The organism is Streptosporangiales bacterium, assembly GCA_009379955.1.
In the GTDB taxonomy this organism is placed as follows: domain Bacteria; phylum Actinomycetota; class Actinomycetes; order Streptosporangiales; family WHST01; genus WHST01.
This window is the reverse complement of sequence record WHST01000145.1, coordinates 1-15,290: the sequence shown is the minus strand read 5'-3', so window position 1 is coordinate 15,290 and position 15,290 is coordinate 1. Positions and strand designations below refer to the sequence as shown.

Here is a 15,290-nt window from a genome sequence, read left to right as displayed (position 1 = left end):
GCATATCCGGCGGCAACAAGAACTGCTGGTCACGATCAACAGGTCGGAAATCCCTCGCCATCACAACATCCTGGCAACACAGTCCCGACACCACCAAGATCATCAAGCCGAGTCGCCCGAAAACGCAACAGCCTCCATGGCGCGGTGAGGGTGCCCCTCACGGGTTCAGCGCCGCGCCTCCGGGCCGTACGTCCACCTACCGCCGAGCATGGTCGCGTGGACGCCTATGTCGCGGAGGTCGTGCGGGGTCAGCGTGCCCGGGTCGTCGTCCACCAGGACGAGGTCGGCGGTGTCGCCGACCGTGACGGCCGTGCGGCCGCCGCAGCTGGCGGCGAGTGCGGCCTCGAACGGCATCGCCTGCTCCGGGTGCCACGGCGGCCGGTCGTCGTCGGTACGGGCGACCGCCGACGCGATGCCGTCCCACGGGTCGAGCGGCGCGACCGGGGCGTCGGAGCCGAACTCCAGGGTGGCGCCGGCGGCGTGCAGCGCCCCGTAGGGGAAGGCGTGCTGCGCCACCTGCGGCCAGCACAGGTCCGCGACGTCGCGGTCGTCCGGCTGGTGCGCCGGCTGGACGCCGGCGACGAGGCCGGGACGCGCGAACCGGTGGAGGTCGCCGGGACGGACGAGTTGCGCGTGCTCGATCCGGCCCGGGCAGCCGATCCGCTCGAACGCGTCGAGGACGATCGCGTTGGCGTGGTCGCCGATCGCGTGGACGGCGAGGTGCAGGCCGCCGTCCCAGGCGTGGCGCATCCGGCGTTCGAGCTCGTCGGGTGCGAGCTCCATCCGCCCGTGCGGGTGGTCGGTGACCGCGCTGGCGTACGGCGCGTCGCACAGTGCGGTACGGGTGTTGAGCGAGCCGTCGGCGAACAGCTTGACCGGTCCCACCCGCACCCGGCCGCCTCCCTCGGCGGGCAGGTCACCGGTGCGCAGACCGCGCTCGATCGCCTCGTCGACGCGGTCGGCGGGGATCGCGCACGTCACCCGCAACGGCACGTCGTACGCCGCGGCCCTGCGCAGCCAGTCGGTGACGTTGTCGGCGTACTCGAAGTCGAGGATCCCGGTGATCCCGCGCGCCGCGGCCGCGGCCGCGGCGTCGGCGACGAGGCGGTCGAGCCGGTCGGCGCCGGTCTGCGGGAGGGCAACGGCGGCGGCGTAGCACTCCTGCTCGACCAGCACCCCGGTCGGATGCTCCGGCCGGCCGACGAGGGCGAGCGCGGCCGGGCTCAGCCACGCGGTGTGCAGGTCGTTGCCGAGGAGCATGACGGGGACGCCGGGCAGGGCGCGCTCCCACAGGTCCTTGTGCGGCGTCTCCGACCACGTCGCGTCCCTGAAGCCGTGGCCCACCACCACCTTGTCGTCGCGCGGCGCGGCGACGACGAGGTCGACCGCCTCCCGTGGGGACTGCGCGGACGAGACGTCGACCCGGCGCCGCGCGGTCGCCCACTGCACCATGTGCGTGTGTGCGTCACGCAGGCCCGGCAGCACCGTGCGCCCGCCGCCGTCGTACCAGCAGTCCGCGGACGGGTCGGGGTTCGCGCCGATCTCGACGACGCGTCCGCCGACGACGCGCACGCAACCGATCGGCCCGCCGGGCCCGAGCCGCACGTCACGCAGCTCGATGTCCGGTGCGTTCATGTCTCCTCCGTGGGTGGTTCAGCTGGACAACTCACTGGGGACCGGCCGTGGCCGTCGCGAGGACGGCGCCGTACTGCGTCGCCACGAGCTTGCGGATCGGGATCGGCTCCGCGGCGCTCGCCCGCTCGGCCTCGTCGCACCAGGCGTCGTAGACCTCGCCGAGCACGGCACGCCGCTCCCTGATGGCGGGGGTGGAGTTGCCGATGCCGATCTCGCCGTCGAGCGCGCGGACGAGCATGCCCGCGTAGCGGAGGCGGAAGCAGTGCACGAAGTCGTCGAGCGAGAACTCCTCCGCGACGGTCGCCGGGCGGTCGTTCTCCGGCAGCCCGGCGCGGTGCGCGCTCTCGGTCGCACCCCTGCCGATGAGCGGCGCGAACGCGCGCGTCGCCCGCAGGTACGGCGAGCTCGACACGAGGTCGGGCGCGACGGCCTCCATCGTCTCGGTCAGCAGGTCGCTCAGGTGGGTGATCGCCTTCGCCTGCCTGCGCAGGGCGGTCGCGTACGACGTGTCGCTCGGCGACGTGTCGCCGACGCGCGGATCGGTCCAGTACGGCACCTCGCTGACGAGACTGAGCGTGCCGTACCTGCGGGAGTAGCCGGTGCTGGTGTCGCCCGACCCGCCGGACGGGAGCTCGAGCCCGTGCCGCTCGGCGTAGTCGTACGCGGTGGTCGGGCTGAACGTGTGGTAGACCGCCGTGGCGAGCCGCTCGATGTACGGCGCCTCCGGCTCGCCGGTGTCGAGCGGCAGGCCGAGGTGCGTGGGGATCTCCTGCAGGACGGGGTAGAGGTCGGGCAGCTCGGTCGAGACGTAGTAGTAGACGCCGCCGAGCTCGCCGTTGTGCAGCGAGCAGAGGAACGCCGGTCGCACCGTGTCGATGAGCCGCATCAGTGCCACCGTCTCCGGCATCACCCGGTCGAAGTACGCCTGCTTGTACGCGTAGGGGAACGTCCAGTCGACCTGCTCGTCGGGCGCGGGACGGTAGAAGTTGCGTGCGTAGTGGGTGCGGGTGAAGGGGCCGTGCAACCAGCCCTCGTTGAGGCGCATGCCGTCCGGGTCGATGCACGGCACGATGTGCCAGGTGTAGCCGGTGCGCTGCCGGAGCGCGGTGTCCTCGCACAGCCGTCTGGCGAGCTGGATCGTCGTGAGTCCGCCGACTGGTTCGTTCGGATGCGGCATCGCGAAGACGATCGCGGCCCGCGGGCCGTCGCCGACGGTGAGGCAGCGCAACGGCTCGCCGAGCCGCGACGTGCCGATCCTGGTCAGCGTGCAGGCGTCGGCGTACGCCTCGGCGAGGCGGTCGAACTCCACCGCCAGCTCGTCGGCGGTGGCGAAGGCGGTGAGGTCGGGAACGGTGTCCAGCTCTGCTGCCAGCGCGGCGTCGATCGGGTCTCTCCTCTCGGTTCAGTCGGTGCCTGTCACGTGATCGCTTCCTCTCTCCCCTCCGGCAGGTGCCGCGGCAGCCGGCTGCCCGGTCAGGCAGGCGTCGCGGCCCCTACCTCCGGCTCGCTCGTCAGCTCCTTCACTACCGCCAGCTCGTCGGCGGTGGCGAAGGCGGTGAGGTCGGGAACGGTGTCCAGCTCTGCTGCCAGCGCGGCGTCGATCGGTTCTCTCCTCTCGGTTCGGGGGGCGTTCACTTGGCGACGGTCACGTCGGCGAGCTCGATCTGGTTGACGTCGATGACGACGTCGTCGACGCGGTCGGAGTGGACGTAGACGTACTTCGCGCCGAAGAGCGGCACGGTGGGGAAGTCGTCGAGGATCCGCTGCTCCGCCTTCAGGTACGACGGCACGGCGGCCTCGACCGAGGGTGCCCGGTCGCCCTGGTGGATGAGGTCGAGCACGTCGTCGCTGGTGTAGTTGGTGGAGTAGTAGGTGCCGCCGCCCTTGGTGAAGAGGTTGCTCAGGGTGTCCTGCATGCTCGGGTGGGTGGCGCCCCAGTGCCCGCGCAGGACGCCGTGGAGCTTCTGTTTCGTGAGGTTCTGCAGGAACTGCGGGAACGTCTGCGTCTTCAGCGAGATGTCGGTGATGCCGAGGTTCTCGCGGATCTGGTTGGCGATGGCCTCGAACATCGCGTCGTACCCGGCGCCCGACGGGTACCAGATCGTGAGCTGGCCCGACCAGCCGCCGGCCTCGGCGAGCAGCTTCCTCGCCTCGGCGGGGTCGAACCGGCAGTACTCGCAGGTGTCCTGCTCGGCGCCGATGGACGAGCTCGCCACGAGTGACGTGGCAGGCGTCATGACGTCGGCGAACAGGGCCTTGTTGATGGCTTTCCTGTCGATCGCGAGCGAGATCGCCTGCCGCAGACGCTTGTCGGCGTACCGCTTGTCGAACAGCGGGAAGCCGAGGTAGTCGATGGCGGGTGCGTCGAACGCCGTGAAGCTGTCCGGGAAGTCCCTCTTCGCCTGGCCGTACTGGTCCTGCCCGACGTTCACGATGTCGAGGTTGCCGGCCTGGAGATCGGTGTAGCCGGTCTTGACGTCGCTGTAGATCTTGAACTCGATGCGGTCGGTCTTCGGACGCTGACCCTGGTAACCGGCGAACCGCTGCACCCTGATCGACCGGTTGTGGACCCAGTCGCCGGCCATGCGGTAGGGACCGTTGCCGATCGGACGCTTTTCGTACGCGCCGAAGTCCTCGAACGCGACCTCCGGCAGCGGGTAGAACCCCATCTTCGTGAGCAGGAGCGGGAACTGGCTGTTGGGCAGCACCAGCGTGGCCTCAATGGTGTGGTCGTCGACGACCTTCGCGCCGGTCATCTCCTTGGTCTTCGGCTTGCCCTCGGTGGTGTTGAGCGCGTCCCAGCCCTCGATGATCGACAGATCGCCGTTGTTGGCCCAGCCGTTCGGCGCGTAGGCCGTCCAGTTCCAGGCGTCGACGAAGCTGTGCGCCGTCACCGGGGACTTGTCGTGGAACGTCCAACCCTGCTTGACCTTGATGGTCCAGGTGCGCCGGTCGTCGCTCGTGATGGACTCGGCCATCTGGTTGACGACCTTGTTGTCCCTGTCGACCTTGGTGAGCGGTGTGAAGAGCGCGTGGATCTGGTCGAATGCGCCGGTCGTGCGTCCCGGGGTGAGGAAGTCGGGGTCGAGCTCGCCGACGGAGAACGACGACGCCGTGCTGTCGTCCTCGCCGCCACAGCCGGCGAGGACGACGGTCGCGGTGAGCAGGAGGGCGGTCAGCCAAGCCACGGGTCGCATCGGGTTCCCTTCGCCGCGGGCGGCGCCGCGTCGTGTCGCGACAACTCTTCCCGAACGGACAGACGTGGGTCAATGAAGAATCGGACGGGGATATGATCTGAATCGTGCGTCTGGACGGCATCGATCGAACGATCATTGCGCACCTGACCGAGGACGCTCGGCGGTCGTACGCGGACATCGCGCGGGACGTGAACCTGTCGCCGCCCGCGGTGAAGCGCCGGGTCGACCGGCTGCGCGCCGGAGGAGCGATCGCGGGCTTCTCCACCTCGGTCAACCATGCGGCACTCGGTTGGAACCTCGAGGTGCTGCTGCTCTGCTACTGCGGACCCCTGCGCGCCACGACCCGTGACGCGCTCGCCGAGATCCTGAGCCGGGAGCCCGAGGTGCTCGAGGCCTGGAACGTCGGGGGAGAGGCCGACGTCATCGTCCGCGCACGGCTGCGCGACGCCGCGGACCTCGAACGCTTCCTGCTCAAGCTCTACGGGGACGGGATCGTCGAGCACACCAAGACCAACATCGTGCTCTCCCGGCTCGTGGAGCGTCGCGGCTAGTGTCTGACGAGGCGGTGTGCCGGTCGGCCCCTGCGATCCGTCACAGCGGGGTGACCGGAGTCGCCTGCGGGACGTACACCAAGGCGTCGTACGCCTTCGCCGGCACCATCGGCACGGTGTAGCTCCAGCGCAGGTGCCCGTAGATCGACCGGAAGCTGTCACCGACGCTGCCCATCCGGACCTCGCTGGCGAGCAGCTCACGGTTACCTGCCCGCTCCGAGGCCCGCGCGATGTCGACGTAGCCGGAACGTTCGTCGCCGAACAGCTTCGCCAGCGGGGTGTCGTGGCTCACCGTGAACCGCCTGCGCTCGCCGGACCCGGCGTCGGCGCTGACGAAGGTGCTCGTCCCGAACTCGGTGCCGACGGTGAAGTAGCCGTCACCGTACTTCGCGGTCAGGCGCTCGCCCATCGACGCGAAGTCGTACGCGGCGCCGGTCTTCTCGATGTGTCCGTTGTGGCCCCCGAGCACGATCTTCTCCCGTCCCTGGTCGGCCTCGTGGTCGACGATCCACTCGACGTTCTGGGCCATCCACGCGTCGCGCTTGCGCGCGTAGTCGTTGCCGGACAATTGCAGTGCCGCGCCGCGTTGGATCGTCTGGGCGTGATGCACCGCGCGCGTGAACGCGTCGGCGGAGTCCTTCGCCACGTACGCCTTCTCGTCGTCCTCCAGTCGCGTCATGAGCCGCCGTGCGGCCCTCTCGCCGGCCTCGACCTTCGCCTCGTCCTGCGTGGACCTGGTGGCGTCGGTGAGCGGGGCCAGCGACTTCTCGGCCGAGGTGACCTCGGCCGGGTCGACCTTCGTGAGGTACCGCAACAGCCACCGCTTGTTCTGGTCGTACCGCTGCATGTCGAATCCGTACAGACGCACCTGTTCGTCTCGCGGGACGCCGGCGTTGTGCTCGTGCAGCCACGCGAGGAGGTCCGCCGTCTCCCGAGTGCGGTAGACGTCGAAGCCGAGCGCCTTCGCGGCGCGTTCCGCCGTGCCCCTGCCGTTCCGTACGTAGTCGTCCGCGGTGGCCGTGCCCCCGAAGTCGGCCTCCAGGGCCAGCGTGCGGAAGCCGTGCTCCCGGACGAGCCGCTGGACGAGCGCGAGACGGATCTCGACGAACTCCTTGTTGCCGTGGGTCGCCTCGCCGATGCCCACGATCCGCTTTCCCGCGGCGCGGTCGAGCGGTGCGCGGTCGAGCGGGACGACCGCGTCGGCCGTCACACGCGAGGTGTCCACGCCCGCGCATCCTACCGCCGTGAGCAACGCCGCGACCGCGAGAAACATGCGGATGATCGCGCTCGGCATGTCAGCGCACCTCCTTGCGGATCACCCGCACGGCACCGAGGGTCAGCGGGATCACGATCCAGAAGGTGACCGCCGTGGCCAGGCGTGCGAGATCGCCGCTGGTCATGTCCGCGGCGGCGAGCGGTATGGCCGCGGTGTTCAGGGCGAGCCACTCGGTCAGGAACGCGCCGACCGAGCCGAGCCTGCCGACGCCCGTCCACAGCACGACCGTCGACAGGCAGATCACGATCGCGGCCGGTGCGTTGAGCAACAGCATGCCGAGGGCCATGCCCATGGCGACGACCAGGACGTTCGTCGCCGTCCACCCGAGCAGCGCGAGCGGCGCCACGTCCCAGGCCGCCGGCTCGCCCTGGACCATGGCCACCGTCGCGGTCACCGGCACCGCGACGACGATCGCGGTCACCGAGGCGACGACGGCCAGCAGCAACGGGGGCAGGCACTTGGCCGCGAGGACCCGCCCGCGGCGCGGTTCGAGCGCGAACGTCGTGAGCACGGTGCGCTGGCTCCACTCGCTGGTGACCGAGAGGATGCCGAGGACGGGGAGCAGCGTGCCGAACCCGATCGCCGCGGTGCGGACGAGGAGTTCCAGGTCCGGCCCGGCCACCATGCCGCGTGCGGTGATGGACGCGACCGTCAGGGCGGCGAGGATCGCCAGCAGGATCTTGCTGATCCGGGTGTCGAGCAGCTTGCGGACCTCGACGGCCAGCAGCCGGCCGAAGGGGAGCGCCGGTCGTTCGGCGACGCTCGCGGCGCCGGTCTCCGTGAGCAGGGTGGTGTCGGTCATGCTGCGCTCCGATCCGTGTCCGCGGTGAGGTCGAGGAAGGTCTGTTCGAGGCCGCGGCCCCGGTCGAGCTCGGCGACGGTTCCCTGGGCGAGGACACGGCCGCGGCCGATCATCACGACCCGGTCGGCGATCTGCTCGACCTCGTGCAGCTGGTGCGAGCTGAGCAGCACCGCGCACCCCGCGTCGGCGAGCGCGCGCAGCAGCCCGCGCATCCAGCGCGTGCCCTGCGGATCGAGGCCGTTGGCGGGTTCGTCGAGCACCAGCACCCGCGGGCGCCCGAGCAGGGCGTGGCCGATGCCGAGGCGCTGCCGCATGCCGAGGGAGTAGCCGCCGACGCCGCGCCGGGCCTCCTTGCCGGTCAGTCCGACGATCTCGAGCACCTCGTCGACGCGGGACGGCGGCAGGTCGAGCATCATCGCGCCGAGGGTCAGGGTCTCCCGCCCGGTGCGCCCCGGGTGGACGGCACCGGCGTCGAGCAGGGTGCCGACGAGCGCGCCGGGTCGGGCGAGTGCGGTGTACGGGCGGCCGAGCACGGTCGCCGAGCCGGACGTCGGTCGGGTGAGCCCGACCAGGATCCGCAGGGCGGTCGACTTGCCCGCGCCGTTGGGCCCGAGGAACCCGGTGATGCTCCCCGGCGCCACGGTGAAGGAAAGGTCGTCGAGCGCCTGCACGTTGCCGTAGCGCTTGCTGACTCGCGTGAATTCGATCATGCGTCAAGTCCACGCGATTCGCGGCCGGCGGTCATCGGACCCAGGTCGATCGTCGATCGACCTGGGTCTACCCCGACGTCGACTCAGGTCGCTCACGCCCGGAGCCCGCGGTCCCTAGGCTGTGGGTCGTGGAGGTCAGGACGGAGCAGTCGCCCCTGGGGCGCGCGGAGATCGCGTTGCGCTACGCCTGCGCGCTCGTGCCGGTGACGTTCTACGGCGTCATCCTCGTCGTGGTGCTCATGCGCGACACCGGCAAGCTCCCGATGGTGCTCGTCGACGTCGGGCTGGGCGCGGTCGGCCTGGTCCTGATCCGGTGGCGGCGTCGCCGGCCCTGGCAGGTCGCGCTCGCCACCGCCGCGCTCACCGCCTTCTCCACCACCGCCGCGGGACCGGCCTGGGTCGCCTACGTCTCGTTGTGCACGCACCGCAGGTGGCGCCAGATCGTGCCGGTCGCGATCGCGAGCCTGCTGTTCCTCGGCGTGCAGAGCACCCGGTACGGCGTCGACCAGACCACCGTCGTCGGGATGTCCACAGGCTCGGCCGCCCTCGGCGGCCTGACGGTGCTCGGCCTCTACCTGCGCAGCCACCGCGACCTGGCCGAGTCGCGTCGCGTCGCCGAGCTCACCGCGGAGCGGGAGCAGCTGCAGCGGATCGAACAGGCCAAGCTCGCCGAGCGCGCGCAGATCGCCAGGGAGATGCACGACGTCCTCGCCCACCGGATCTCGTTGCTGTCGATGCTCGCCGGCGGACTCGCATACCGCACCGATCTCAGCGCCGAGGAGACCCGCGAGACCGCGCTGGCCATCCAGCAGAACGCGCACGCGTCGCTGGACGAGCTGCGCGCCGTGCTCGGCTCGCTCCGGCGCGACGGCACTCCAGAGGCGCCGCAGCCGACGCTCGCCGGCCTGGACACGCTCTTCGCCGACGTGCGGGCGGCCGGTCAGCAGGTCGACGTCGAGGTCGACATCGACCGCCGCGAGCTGCTGCCGACGCAGACCGCACGGCACGCATACCGGATCGTGCAGGAGGCCATGACCAACGCGCGCAAGCACGCACCTGGCAGCAAGGTACGCGCCGAGCTCACCGGCCGTCCCGGCGACGGTCTGCGGATCCAGGTGAGCAACCCGACGGTGTTCGCCACGTCCGCCGGCGCAGGCGGACGGCTCGGTCTGATCGGGCTGGCCGAACGGACCCGGATGGCGGGGGGGACCCTCAGCTACACCGACCGTGACGGGCGCTTCGTCCTCGACACGTGGTTGCCGTGGAAGGCTGATGTGCTGTGACGCGACTGGTGATCGTGGACGACGACGCGATGGTGCGTACCGGCCTGCGCCTCATCCTCGGCGGCGAGGCCGACCTCGAGATCGTCGGTGAGGCGGAGGACGGCAGGCAGGCGCTCGGGATCATCCGCGACCTCAGACCCGAGGTCGTGCTGATGGACATCCGGATGCCGCACCAGGACGGTCTGGTCACGACCGAGTTGTTGCTCGCCGAGCCCGAGCCGCCTCGGATCCTCGTGCTGACGACGTTCGACACCGACGACCTGGTGCTGCGTGCCGTCCAGATCGGCGCCGCGGGCTTCGTGTTGAAGGACACGCCGCCGCCGCGGATGATCGAGGCCGTGCGCAGTGTGGCTCGGGGTGAGCCGGTGTTGTCGCCGAGCGTGATGCGTCAGGTCATGACCGCGGCGACGAGTGGCGGACAGGCGCCACGGAGACCGGAGGCGCGGCGTGAGCTCGACCGGCTCACCGATCGGGAGCGCGAGGTCGCGATCGAGGTGGCACGCGGCAGCTCGAACGCCGAGATCGCCGAACGGCTCTATATGAGCGTCGCGACCGTGAAGGCGAACATGACGCGGATCTTCAGCAAGCTCGAGACCGACACTCGCGTCCACGTGGCGATGAAGGTCAGGGACGCCGGCTTGCTGTGAGACGCCGGTGACCTCGGGTCCGCGCCTCGGCTACGTCGAGCTGCGTACGGGGTGAGTCGTTCCGCGACGGACGTCACCTCGCCCCGGCCGGGACATCGTGGCAGCAGACGTCCGGAGCGGATGTCGATCACCCTCGACTCTGGAGGAGTCATCGTGTCTGTGTCCAGCAAAGCCTCGCCGGTCGACTCGGCCGTATCCCCGACCGCGAAGCGACAGCGTGACCCGCGTGGCATCGCGGGCATCCTCTTCTTCGTGTTCTTCATCGCTGGCGACGTCATCCGCGGGCAGTTGGCGAACGGCGCGCTCCCGATGCCGGGCAACCCGGCAGGGGACGTCGTGCGCTACCACGTGGCCAACCCGTTGTCGACGTCGCTGGTGAGCACCGTCCAGCTGCTCGCAGCGCTCTCGCTGCTCGTCTTCGTCCCGGCCATGGCGGCTCGGGTCAGGCAGGTGGCGGGTGACGGTGCCGTGTTCTCGCGCATGGTGCCGGTCGCCGGCGTCCTCGCCGGGGCGAGCCTGCTGGTGTCCGCGCTGCTCGGGTTCTCGCTGACCGCGTTCGCGGGCAGCTGGGACCTGGGTGTCGTCGACACCGTCCGTACGCTGAACTTCGTCACCGGCGGCGTCTCGCACGTCGTGGCCCTCGGCCTGTTCGTAGGTGCGGTCGCACTCGGTTCGGCGAAGGCGCTGCCGCGCGGCGTCCGGTGGTACGGGTACGTCGCCGCGGTTCCGGCGATCCTGTCGATCCTGTCGGTGTTCGTCTACCTGGCGTCGGCCTTCCTGCCGGTCGGCCGGATGCTCGGCATGATCTGGTGCGTCGTGGCGGGGATCACCCTGCTGGTCGGCACCCGGAGGTCGCTCACGCCCGAGCGGTGAGCTCGCCGCCTGCGCCGTTTGATCACGTTCACGTGATCAACGTGGACTTCACCTCGTGCCGGGACGAGGTGAAGTCCACGTCGGTGAGGTGAAGCTCCGGCGGGCCGGCCGTGGCGCAGACGGCGCGGCACGGAGCGCTAGTCGACGAGTCCGGACTGGTAGGCGAAGACGACGAGCTGCGCGCGGTCGCGCGCGCCGAGCTTGATCATCGCCCGGCTCACGTGGGTGCGGGCGGTGGCAGAACTGACGACCAGCCGTTCGGCGATCTCGTCGTTGTTGAGGCCCTCGCCGACGAGGCCGACGACCTCGCGCTCGCGCTGTGTGAGGGTGGGCAGGTTCGGGTGCGGCTTCACCGACCGGGGCGACCGCGAGACGAACTCGTGGACGACGCGGCGGGTCACCGAGGGCGAGAGCAACGCGCCTCCCTCGGCCACCAGCCGGATCGCCTGCAGCAGCTCGGCCGGGTGGGTGTCCTTGAGCAGGAAGCCGCTCGCGCCGTAGCGGAGCGCGTCGAAGACGTACTCGTCGTGCTCGAACGTCGTGACGACGATGACCCTGGTCGTCGTGAGGTCGGGGTCGTCGATGATCCGCTTGGTCGCGACGAGCCCGTCGACTCCCGGCATGCGGATGTCCATCAGGATCACGTCGGGCTTCGTCTCCCGGGCGGCGGTGACCGCGGCCACGCCGTCGGCCGCCTCGCCGACGCAGGAGAGGTCGTCCTCGTTCTCGATCAGGGTGCGCAGGCCGATCCGGACGACGTCCTGGTCGTCGACGATGAGCACCGAGATCATGAGCCGGCCTCCAGAGTGAGCATCGCAGCGGTTCGGAGCACGGTGAGCGCCCGTGCGCTCTCCGAGCGAGGAGCGGAGCGGAGGGCGGCGGGCGACACGGTCATGGATGTCCTCCGGTCGGGATGCTGGCACGGACCTCGAAACGGCCCTCGGCGGTTGCGCCCGCCGAGAACACCCCGCCCAGGGTGTGCACGCGTTCCCGCATGCCGGGGATGCCGAGCCCGCCGCCGGGACCCGGTGCCCCGTTCACTGTATTCGACACCACGATGCCGACGGCGTCGGGCTCGTACGCGACGGTGACGGCGGCGTTGCCCGACCCGCTGTGCTTGAGGACGTTGGTCAGCGACTCCTGCACGATCCGGTAGCCCGTCAGGTCGACGATCGCCGGGAGGGGACGTGCCTCTCCCGTCGTGTCGAACGACACCGTGACGCCGGCGCCGGACATCCGCGACCGCAGGTCGTCGAGCCGGGCCAGGCTCGGGGCCGGCGCGCGCATCGATTCCTCCTCGGTCCTGCGCACCAAGGCAAGCGTCGCGCGCAGCTCGTCGAGGGCCTGCGAGCTCGTCCGGCTGATCGTCTCCAGCGCGACCTCGGCCTGGTCCGGCTTCTTCGCGAGGACGTGCAACGCCACGTCGGCCTGCATCTTGATCGCCGCGAGGCCGTGGCCCACGATGTCGTGCACCTCCTGCGCGACGCGCAGCCGCTCGTCGTTGATGTGCTGCCGCAGGGTCTCCTGGCGTGCCCGCTCGGTCGCCTCCCTGGTCAGGCGGACGGCGACGCCGATCGCGAACGGCAGCGCCATCCAGGCGGTCGCAGGGCCGAAGCCGGCGAAGCCCTCCAACGCCGTGTTGTTGAAGAAGATGTGGATCAGCAGCACGACGAGCGAGCCCAGCGCGTACGGAAGGCCGTGGGCGAGTGGCCGGTGCCGCGCGAGCGAGTAGGTCGCGATCGCGTACAGGAACATGATCGAGCCGTACGGATACCCGATGGTGAGGTAGGTCGTCGTGAGGAGCGTGGCCACGATGAGCGCGACGATCGGCCACTGCCGGCGCGCCACGAGGGACAGTCCGACGCCGGCGACGAGGATGTAGGCCAGCGGGTCGAGGAGCCGGTCCTCCTCCTGGAAGATGTCGATGGGCAGCGTGGTGAGGACACCCGCCACCGCGAGTACGACCGCGGCGACGGCGTCGTTCAACAACGCCCTCGTGACCTTCATCGCTCCCACGACCTCATCATGCCCATGACGCCCAGCATCGGCGACGATCACGCCGCCGGCGTCCGTTGCCGGACGGTGGTGCGCATACGTCGGCGAGCGTAGGGGGCGGGTGTCGGGACGGGTGCCTCAGGTCGCCGGGGGGATTCGTGCCCGCCCGACGATCTCCTCCAGCGCGGTCACGTGCCCCTCGAACGCGGCGAGGCCCTCGTTGGTGAGGTCGAGCCAGGTGCGGCGCAGGCCCCTGCCGAGCTTCTCCTTGCGGACGCTGAGGTAGCCGGCCGCCTGCAACGCGCTCACGTGCTTGGAGAGAGCCGAGTCGCTCAGCTCCAGGCGGTCGCGTACGAACCGGAACTCGACCCCCTTCGCCGGTGCGAGCAGGGCCATGATCGACAACCGAGCCGGCGCGTGGATCAGCTCGTCGAAGCGTGCCGTGGCCATCGTTCAGTGACGTCTCGAGCCGACGGCCGCGCGGTGCGCGTAGTAGCCGCGGTACAGCCAGGCCATCAGCACCACCAGGACGAGGGTGCTCGGCACGGCCGCTAGGACGGACACGAGGCCGCCGTCGGTGACCTCGAAGGCCAGTTGGCGCGCGAAGAGGTTGATCACGATCATCGCGACGACCGCCACGACCACCACGAGTACCCGCGGCACGGTCCAGTAGCGGCGCGGCCCGCGGACCGCCGTGCGCCTCGTGGTGACGGCGGCGACGACGAGGCCCATGCCGATCAGCGCGAAGCCCGTCACGGTCATGACCAGCCGCACGGCCGGTGCGAACTCGCCGCCCGCCGCCACGAGGAAGTAGCCCGCCACCACCAGGACGCCCTGCCACCAGGGTGGCTGCGCGAAAGCCAGCTGTTCGTGCGTGTCGTGCTGTCGTGCTCCGACGTCGCCCAATGCCGAGCGGGCTTCTTGTGGATCCACCATCATGAGTCACTCCTTTCACATGCTTTCCATCATGGAAAGTAGCATATTCTTTCCATGATGGAAAGTAGCCTCCCCGGTACGCTGCCGGCCGCCACCTCACGTTCCGGCCGGCGAGGACGTCTACGGGATATGAAGCGACCGTTCGAGCAGCTCGTCACGACGTACGGTCCGACCGTGCTGCGCGTCTGTCGTGCCGTGCTCGGTCCTGCGGACGCGGAGGACGCCTGGTCCGACACGTTCCTCGCGGCGCTCCGCGCCTACCCCGACCTGCCCGGCGACGCGAACGTCGAGGCCTGGCTCGTCACGATCGCCCACCGCAAGGCGATCGACGTGACCCGGGCGCGGAGCCGCCTGCCGGTCGCGGTCGACCGGCTGCCCGAGCGTCCGACGGGCGAGGGGCGGCCGGAGGACTGGGACGGCGACCTGTGGCGGGCCCTGGCCGCGTTGCCGGAGAAGCAGCGGCTCGCCGTGGCCTACCACCACGTCGCGGGCCTGCCGTACCGGGAGGTCGCCGCCGTCGTCGGCGGCAGCGAGGACGCCGCTCGCAGGGCGGCGGCCGACGGCATCGCGAACCTGCGCGCCGGATATGCCAAGGGAGGAGCACCATCATGAACACCGAGAACACCACGGACCTGCTCGGCGCGCTGCCGCTCGTCGACGAGGAGGCGAACGCCAGGCTGCACGACCGGCTGGTCGACGCCGCCGAGCGCGACGGCCTGCTCGACGTCGCGTACCGCACGTTCGACTCCCCGGTGGGTTCGCTGCTGCTCGCCGCGACCGGCGAAGGGCTGGTGCGGGTCGCGTACGCGCGGGAGGGCCACGACGGGGTGCTGGCGACTCTCGCCACCACCGTGAGCCCGCGCATCCTGCGGGCGCCGGGACGTCTCGACGACGCGAGCCGTCAGCTGGAGGAGTACTTCGCCGGCCGGCGGACGGCCTTCGAGCTGCCTCTCGACCGGCGCCTGTCGTCGGGCTTCCGCAGGGAGGTGCAGGCGCGGCTGCCCTCGATCGGGTACGGGCACACCGCCACCTACGCCGAGATCGCGGCGGCCGTCGGCAACCCGAAGGCGGTCCGGGCCGTGGGCACGGCGTGCGCGACCAACCCGCTGCCCGTCGTGGTGCCCTGCCACCGGGTGGTCCGCTCCGACGGCTCGCTCGGCAGGTACGCGGGAGGCGACGAGGCCAAGCACGCGCTGCTCACCCTCGAGGCTGCCGCCTGACGAGGAGTACGCCGATCACCTCGCGCACCTAGTGTCGCCCGCCGGAAATTCGTGTGATATATCGTGCGAGGGAGTCGAGGATTTCCTCCGCGGTCTTCTTCCACACGAACGGTTTCGGGTCCTCGTTCCACATCTTGATCCATTCGCGGACGTCTTTCTCCAGTG

Annotated in this window: 17 protein-coding genes; 6 read left to right on the top strand and 11 right to left on the bottom strand. The window is 70.5% G+C overall.

Annotated elements, in window-relative coordinates:
* Positions 1 to 165: 165 nt before the first annotated feature.
* The 3 genes from GEV10_28595 to GEV10_28585 all read right to left on the bottom strand — a co-directional run bounded on the left by GEV10_28595 (position 166) and on the right by GEV10_28585 (position 4,832).
* The gene (locus GEV10_28595) at positions 166 to 1,635 is read right to left on the bottom strand and encodes an amidohydrolase family protein (GenBank protein MQA82376.1); all 1,470 of its coding nucleotides are present in this window, start codon (positions 1,633 to 1,635) and stop codon (positions 166 to 168) included.
* Between the two features lie 31 nt (positions 1,636 to 1,666).
* Positions 1,667 to 3,019 carry a hypothetical protein gene (locus GEV10_28590; GenBank protein MQA82375.1) on the bottom strand — a complete coding sequence of 451 codons (1,353 nt, stop codon included), beginning with the start codon at positions 3,017 to 3,019 and terminating at the stop codon, positions 1,667 to 1,669.
* A 247-nt stretch (positions 3,020 to 3,266) separates the two neighbouring features.
* Complete coding sequence (locus GEV10_28585) at positions 3,267 to 4,832, bottom strand: ABC transporter substrate-binding protein (GenBank protein MQA82374.1); 1,566 nt, start codon at positions 4,830 to 4,832, stop codon at positions 3,267 to 3,269.
* Positions 4,833 to 4,936: 104 nt separating this feature from the next.
* Here GEV10_28585 and GEV10_28580 point away from each other — a divergent pair, with 104 nt between their 5' ends.
* The gene (locus tag GEV10_28580; protein ID MQA82373.1) at positions 4,937 to 5,383 is read left to right on the top strand and encodes an AsnC family transcriptional regulator; all 447 of its coding nucleotides are present in this window, start codon (positions 4,937 to 4,939) and stop codon (positions 5,381 to 5,383) included.
* 40 nt (positions 5,384 to 5,423) lie between these two features.
* Here the strand turns inward: GEV10_28580 and GEV10_28575 are convergent, their stop codons facing one another.
* The 3 genes from GEV10_28575 to GEV10_28565 are packed head-to-tail and all read right to left on the bottom strand — an operon-like array spanning position 5,424 to position 8,171.
* Complete coding sequence (locus GEV10_28575; GenBank protein ID MQA82372.1) at positions 5,424 to 6,677, bottom strand: erythromycin esterase family protein; 1,254 nt, start codon at positions 6,675 to 6,677, stop codon at positions 5,424 to 5,426.
* A gap of 1 nt (position 6,678) precedes the next feature.
* Positions 6,679 to 7,461 carry an ABC transporter permease gene (locus GEV10_28570; GenBank protein MQA82371.1) on the bottom strand — a complete coding sequence of 261 codons (783 nt, stop codon included), beginning with the start codon at positions 7,459 to 7,461 and terminating at the stop codon, positions 6,679 to 6,681.
* A complete protein-coding gene (locus GEV10_28565) occupies positions 7,458 to 8,171 on the bottom strand; it encodes an ATP-binding cassette domain-containing protein (protein ID MQA82370.1) in 714 nt (237 codons plus the stop codon). The genes GEV10_28570 and GEV10_28565 overlap by 4 nt, the downstream gene beginning before the upstream one ends.
* Before the next feature lie 128 nt (positions 8,172 to 8,299).
* On the opposite strand from GEV10_28565, the gene GEV10_28560 reads away from it, so the two are divergent.
* The 3 genes from GEV10_28560 to GEV10_28550 all read left to right on the top strand — a co-directional run bounded on the left by GEV10_28560 (position 8,300) and on the right by GEV10_28550 (position 10,974).
* Complete coding sequence (locus GEV10_28560; protein MQA82369.1) at positions 8,300 to 9,454, top strand: hypothetical protein; 1,155 nt, start codon at positions 8,300 to 8,302, stop codon at positions 9,452 to 9,454.
* The gene (locus tag GEV10_28555; GenBank protein ID MQA82368.1) at positions 9,451 to 10,101 is read left to right on the top strand and encodes a response regulator; all 651 of its coding nucleotides are present in this window, start codon (positions 9,451 to 9,453) and stop codon (positions 10,099 to 10,101) included. Before GEV10_28560 ends, GEV10_28555 begins: the two co-directional genes overlap by 4 nt.
* 153 nt (positions 10,102 to 10,254) lie before the next feature.
* On the top strand, positions 10,255 to 10,974 hold the full coding sequence (locus tag GEV10_28550) for a hypothetical protein (GenBank protein ID MQA82367.1): 720 nt from the start codon (positions 10,255 to 10,257) through the stop codon (positions 10,972 to 10,974).
* Between the two features lie 137 nt (positions 10,975 to 11,111).
* On the opposite strand, the gene GEV10_28545 is transcribed toward GEV10_28550, so the two are convergent.
* From GEV10_28545 to GEV10_28530, 4 genes are all read right to left on the bottom strand, one after another.
* Complete coding sequence (locus GEV10_28545) at positions 11,112 to 11,765, bottom strand: response regulator (GenBank protein MQA82366.1); 654 nt, start codon at positions 11,763 to 11,765, stop codon at positions 11,112 to 11,114.
* 100 nt (positions 11,766 to 11,865) lie between these two features.
* Positions 11,866 to 12,981, bottom strand: a complete 1,116-nt coding sequence (locus GEV10_28540; protein MQA82365.1) for a sensor histidine kinase — start codon at positions 12,979 to 12,981, stop codon at positions 11,866 to 11,868.
* 126 nt (positions 12,982 to 13,107) lie between these two features.
* Positions 13,108 to 13,419, bottom strand: a complete 312-nt coding sequence (locus GEV10_28535; protein ID MQA82364.1) for a helix-turn-helix domain-containing protein — start codon at positions 13,417 to 13,419, stop codon at positions 13,108 to 13,110.
* A 3-nt stretch (positions 13,420 to 13,422) separates the two neighbouring features.
* A complete protein-coding gene (locus tag GEV10_28530) occupies positions 13,423 to 13,908 on the bottom strand; it encodes a hypothetical protein (GenBank protein ID MQA82363.1) in 486 nt (161 codons plus the stop codon).
* Positions 13,909 to 14,034: 126 nt separating this feature from the next.
* Here GEV10_28530 and GEV10_28525 point away from each other — a divergent pair, with 126 nt between their 5' ends.
* Together GEV10_28525 and GEV10_28520 are read left to right on the top strand one after the other, a co-directional pair.
* Positions 14,035 to 14,517: a sigma-70 family RNA polymerase sigma factor gene (locus GEV10_28525; GenBank protein MQA82362.1), complete on the top strand. Its 483-nt coding sequence runs from the start codon at positions 14,035 to 14,037 to the stop codon at positions 14,515 to 14,517.
* Positions 14,514 to 15,125, top strand: a complete 612-nt coding sequence (locus GEV10_28520) for a methylated-DNA--[protein]-cysteine S-methyltransferase (GenBank protein MQA82361.1) — start codon at positions 14,514 to 14,516, stop codon at positions 15,123 to 15,125. Before GEV10_28525 ends, GEV10_28520 begins: the two co-directional genes overlap by 4 nt.
* A gap of 28 nt (positions 15,126 to 15,153) precedes the next feature.
* Here GEV10_28520 and GEV10_28515 read toward each other — a convergent pair.
* Positions 15,154 to 15,290, bottom strand: a 137-nt coding sequence (locus GEV10_28515; protein ID MQA82360.1) for an IS630 family transposase, incomplete at its 5' end; no start/stop codon positions are given.

What these genes read in the sequence shown, in the direction of transcription:
- GEV10_28595 (MQA82376.1), bottom strand. Translation starts at nt 1,635, where the DNA reads ATGAACGCACCGGACATCGAGCTGCGTGACGTGCGGCTCGGGCCCGGC.
- GEV10_28585 (MQA82374.1), bottom strand. Translation starts at nt 4,832, where the DNA reads ATGCGACCCGTGGCTTGGCTGACCGCCCTCCTGCTCACCGCGACCGTC.
- GEV10_28575 (MQA82372.1), bottom strand. Translation starts at nt 6,677, where the DNA reads ATGCCGAGCGCGATCATCCGCATGTTTCTCGCGGTCGCGGCGTTGCTC.
- GEV10_28570 (MQA82371.1), bottom strand. Translation starts at nt 7,461, where the DNA reads ATGACCGACACCACCCTGCTCACGGAGACCGGCGCCGCGAGCGTCGCC.
- GEV10_28565 (MQA82370.1), bottom strand. Translation starts at nt 8,171, where the DNA reads ATGATCGAATTCACGCGAGTCAGCAAGCGCTACGGCAACGTGCAGGCG.
- GEV10_28545 (MQA82366.1), bottom strand. Translation starts at nt 11,765, where the DNA reads ATGATCTCGGTGCTCATCGTCGACGACCAGGACGTCGTCCGGATCGGC.
- GEV10_28540 (MQA82365.1), bottom strand. Translation starts at nt 12,981, where the DNA reads ATGAAGGTCACGAGGGCGTTGTTGAACGACGCCGTCGCCGCGGTCGTA.
- GEV10_28535 (MQA82364.1), bottom strand. Translation starts at nt 13,419, where the DNA reads ATGGCCACGGCACGCTTCGACGAGCTGATCCACGCGCCGGCTCGGTTG.
- GEV10_28530 (MQA82363.1), bottom strand. Translation starts at nt 13,908, where the DNA reads ATGATGGTGGATCCACAAGAAGCCCGCTCGGCATTGGGCGACGTCGGA.
- GEV10_28525 (MQA82362.1), top strand. Translation starts at nt 14,035, where the DNA reads ATGAAGCGACCGTTCGAGCAGCTCGTCACGACGTACGGTCCGACCGTG.
- GEV10_28520 (MQA82361.1), top strand. Translation starts at nt 14,514, where the DNA reads ATGAACACCGAGAACACCACGGACCTGCTCGGCGCGCTGCCGCTCGTC.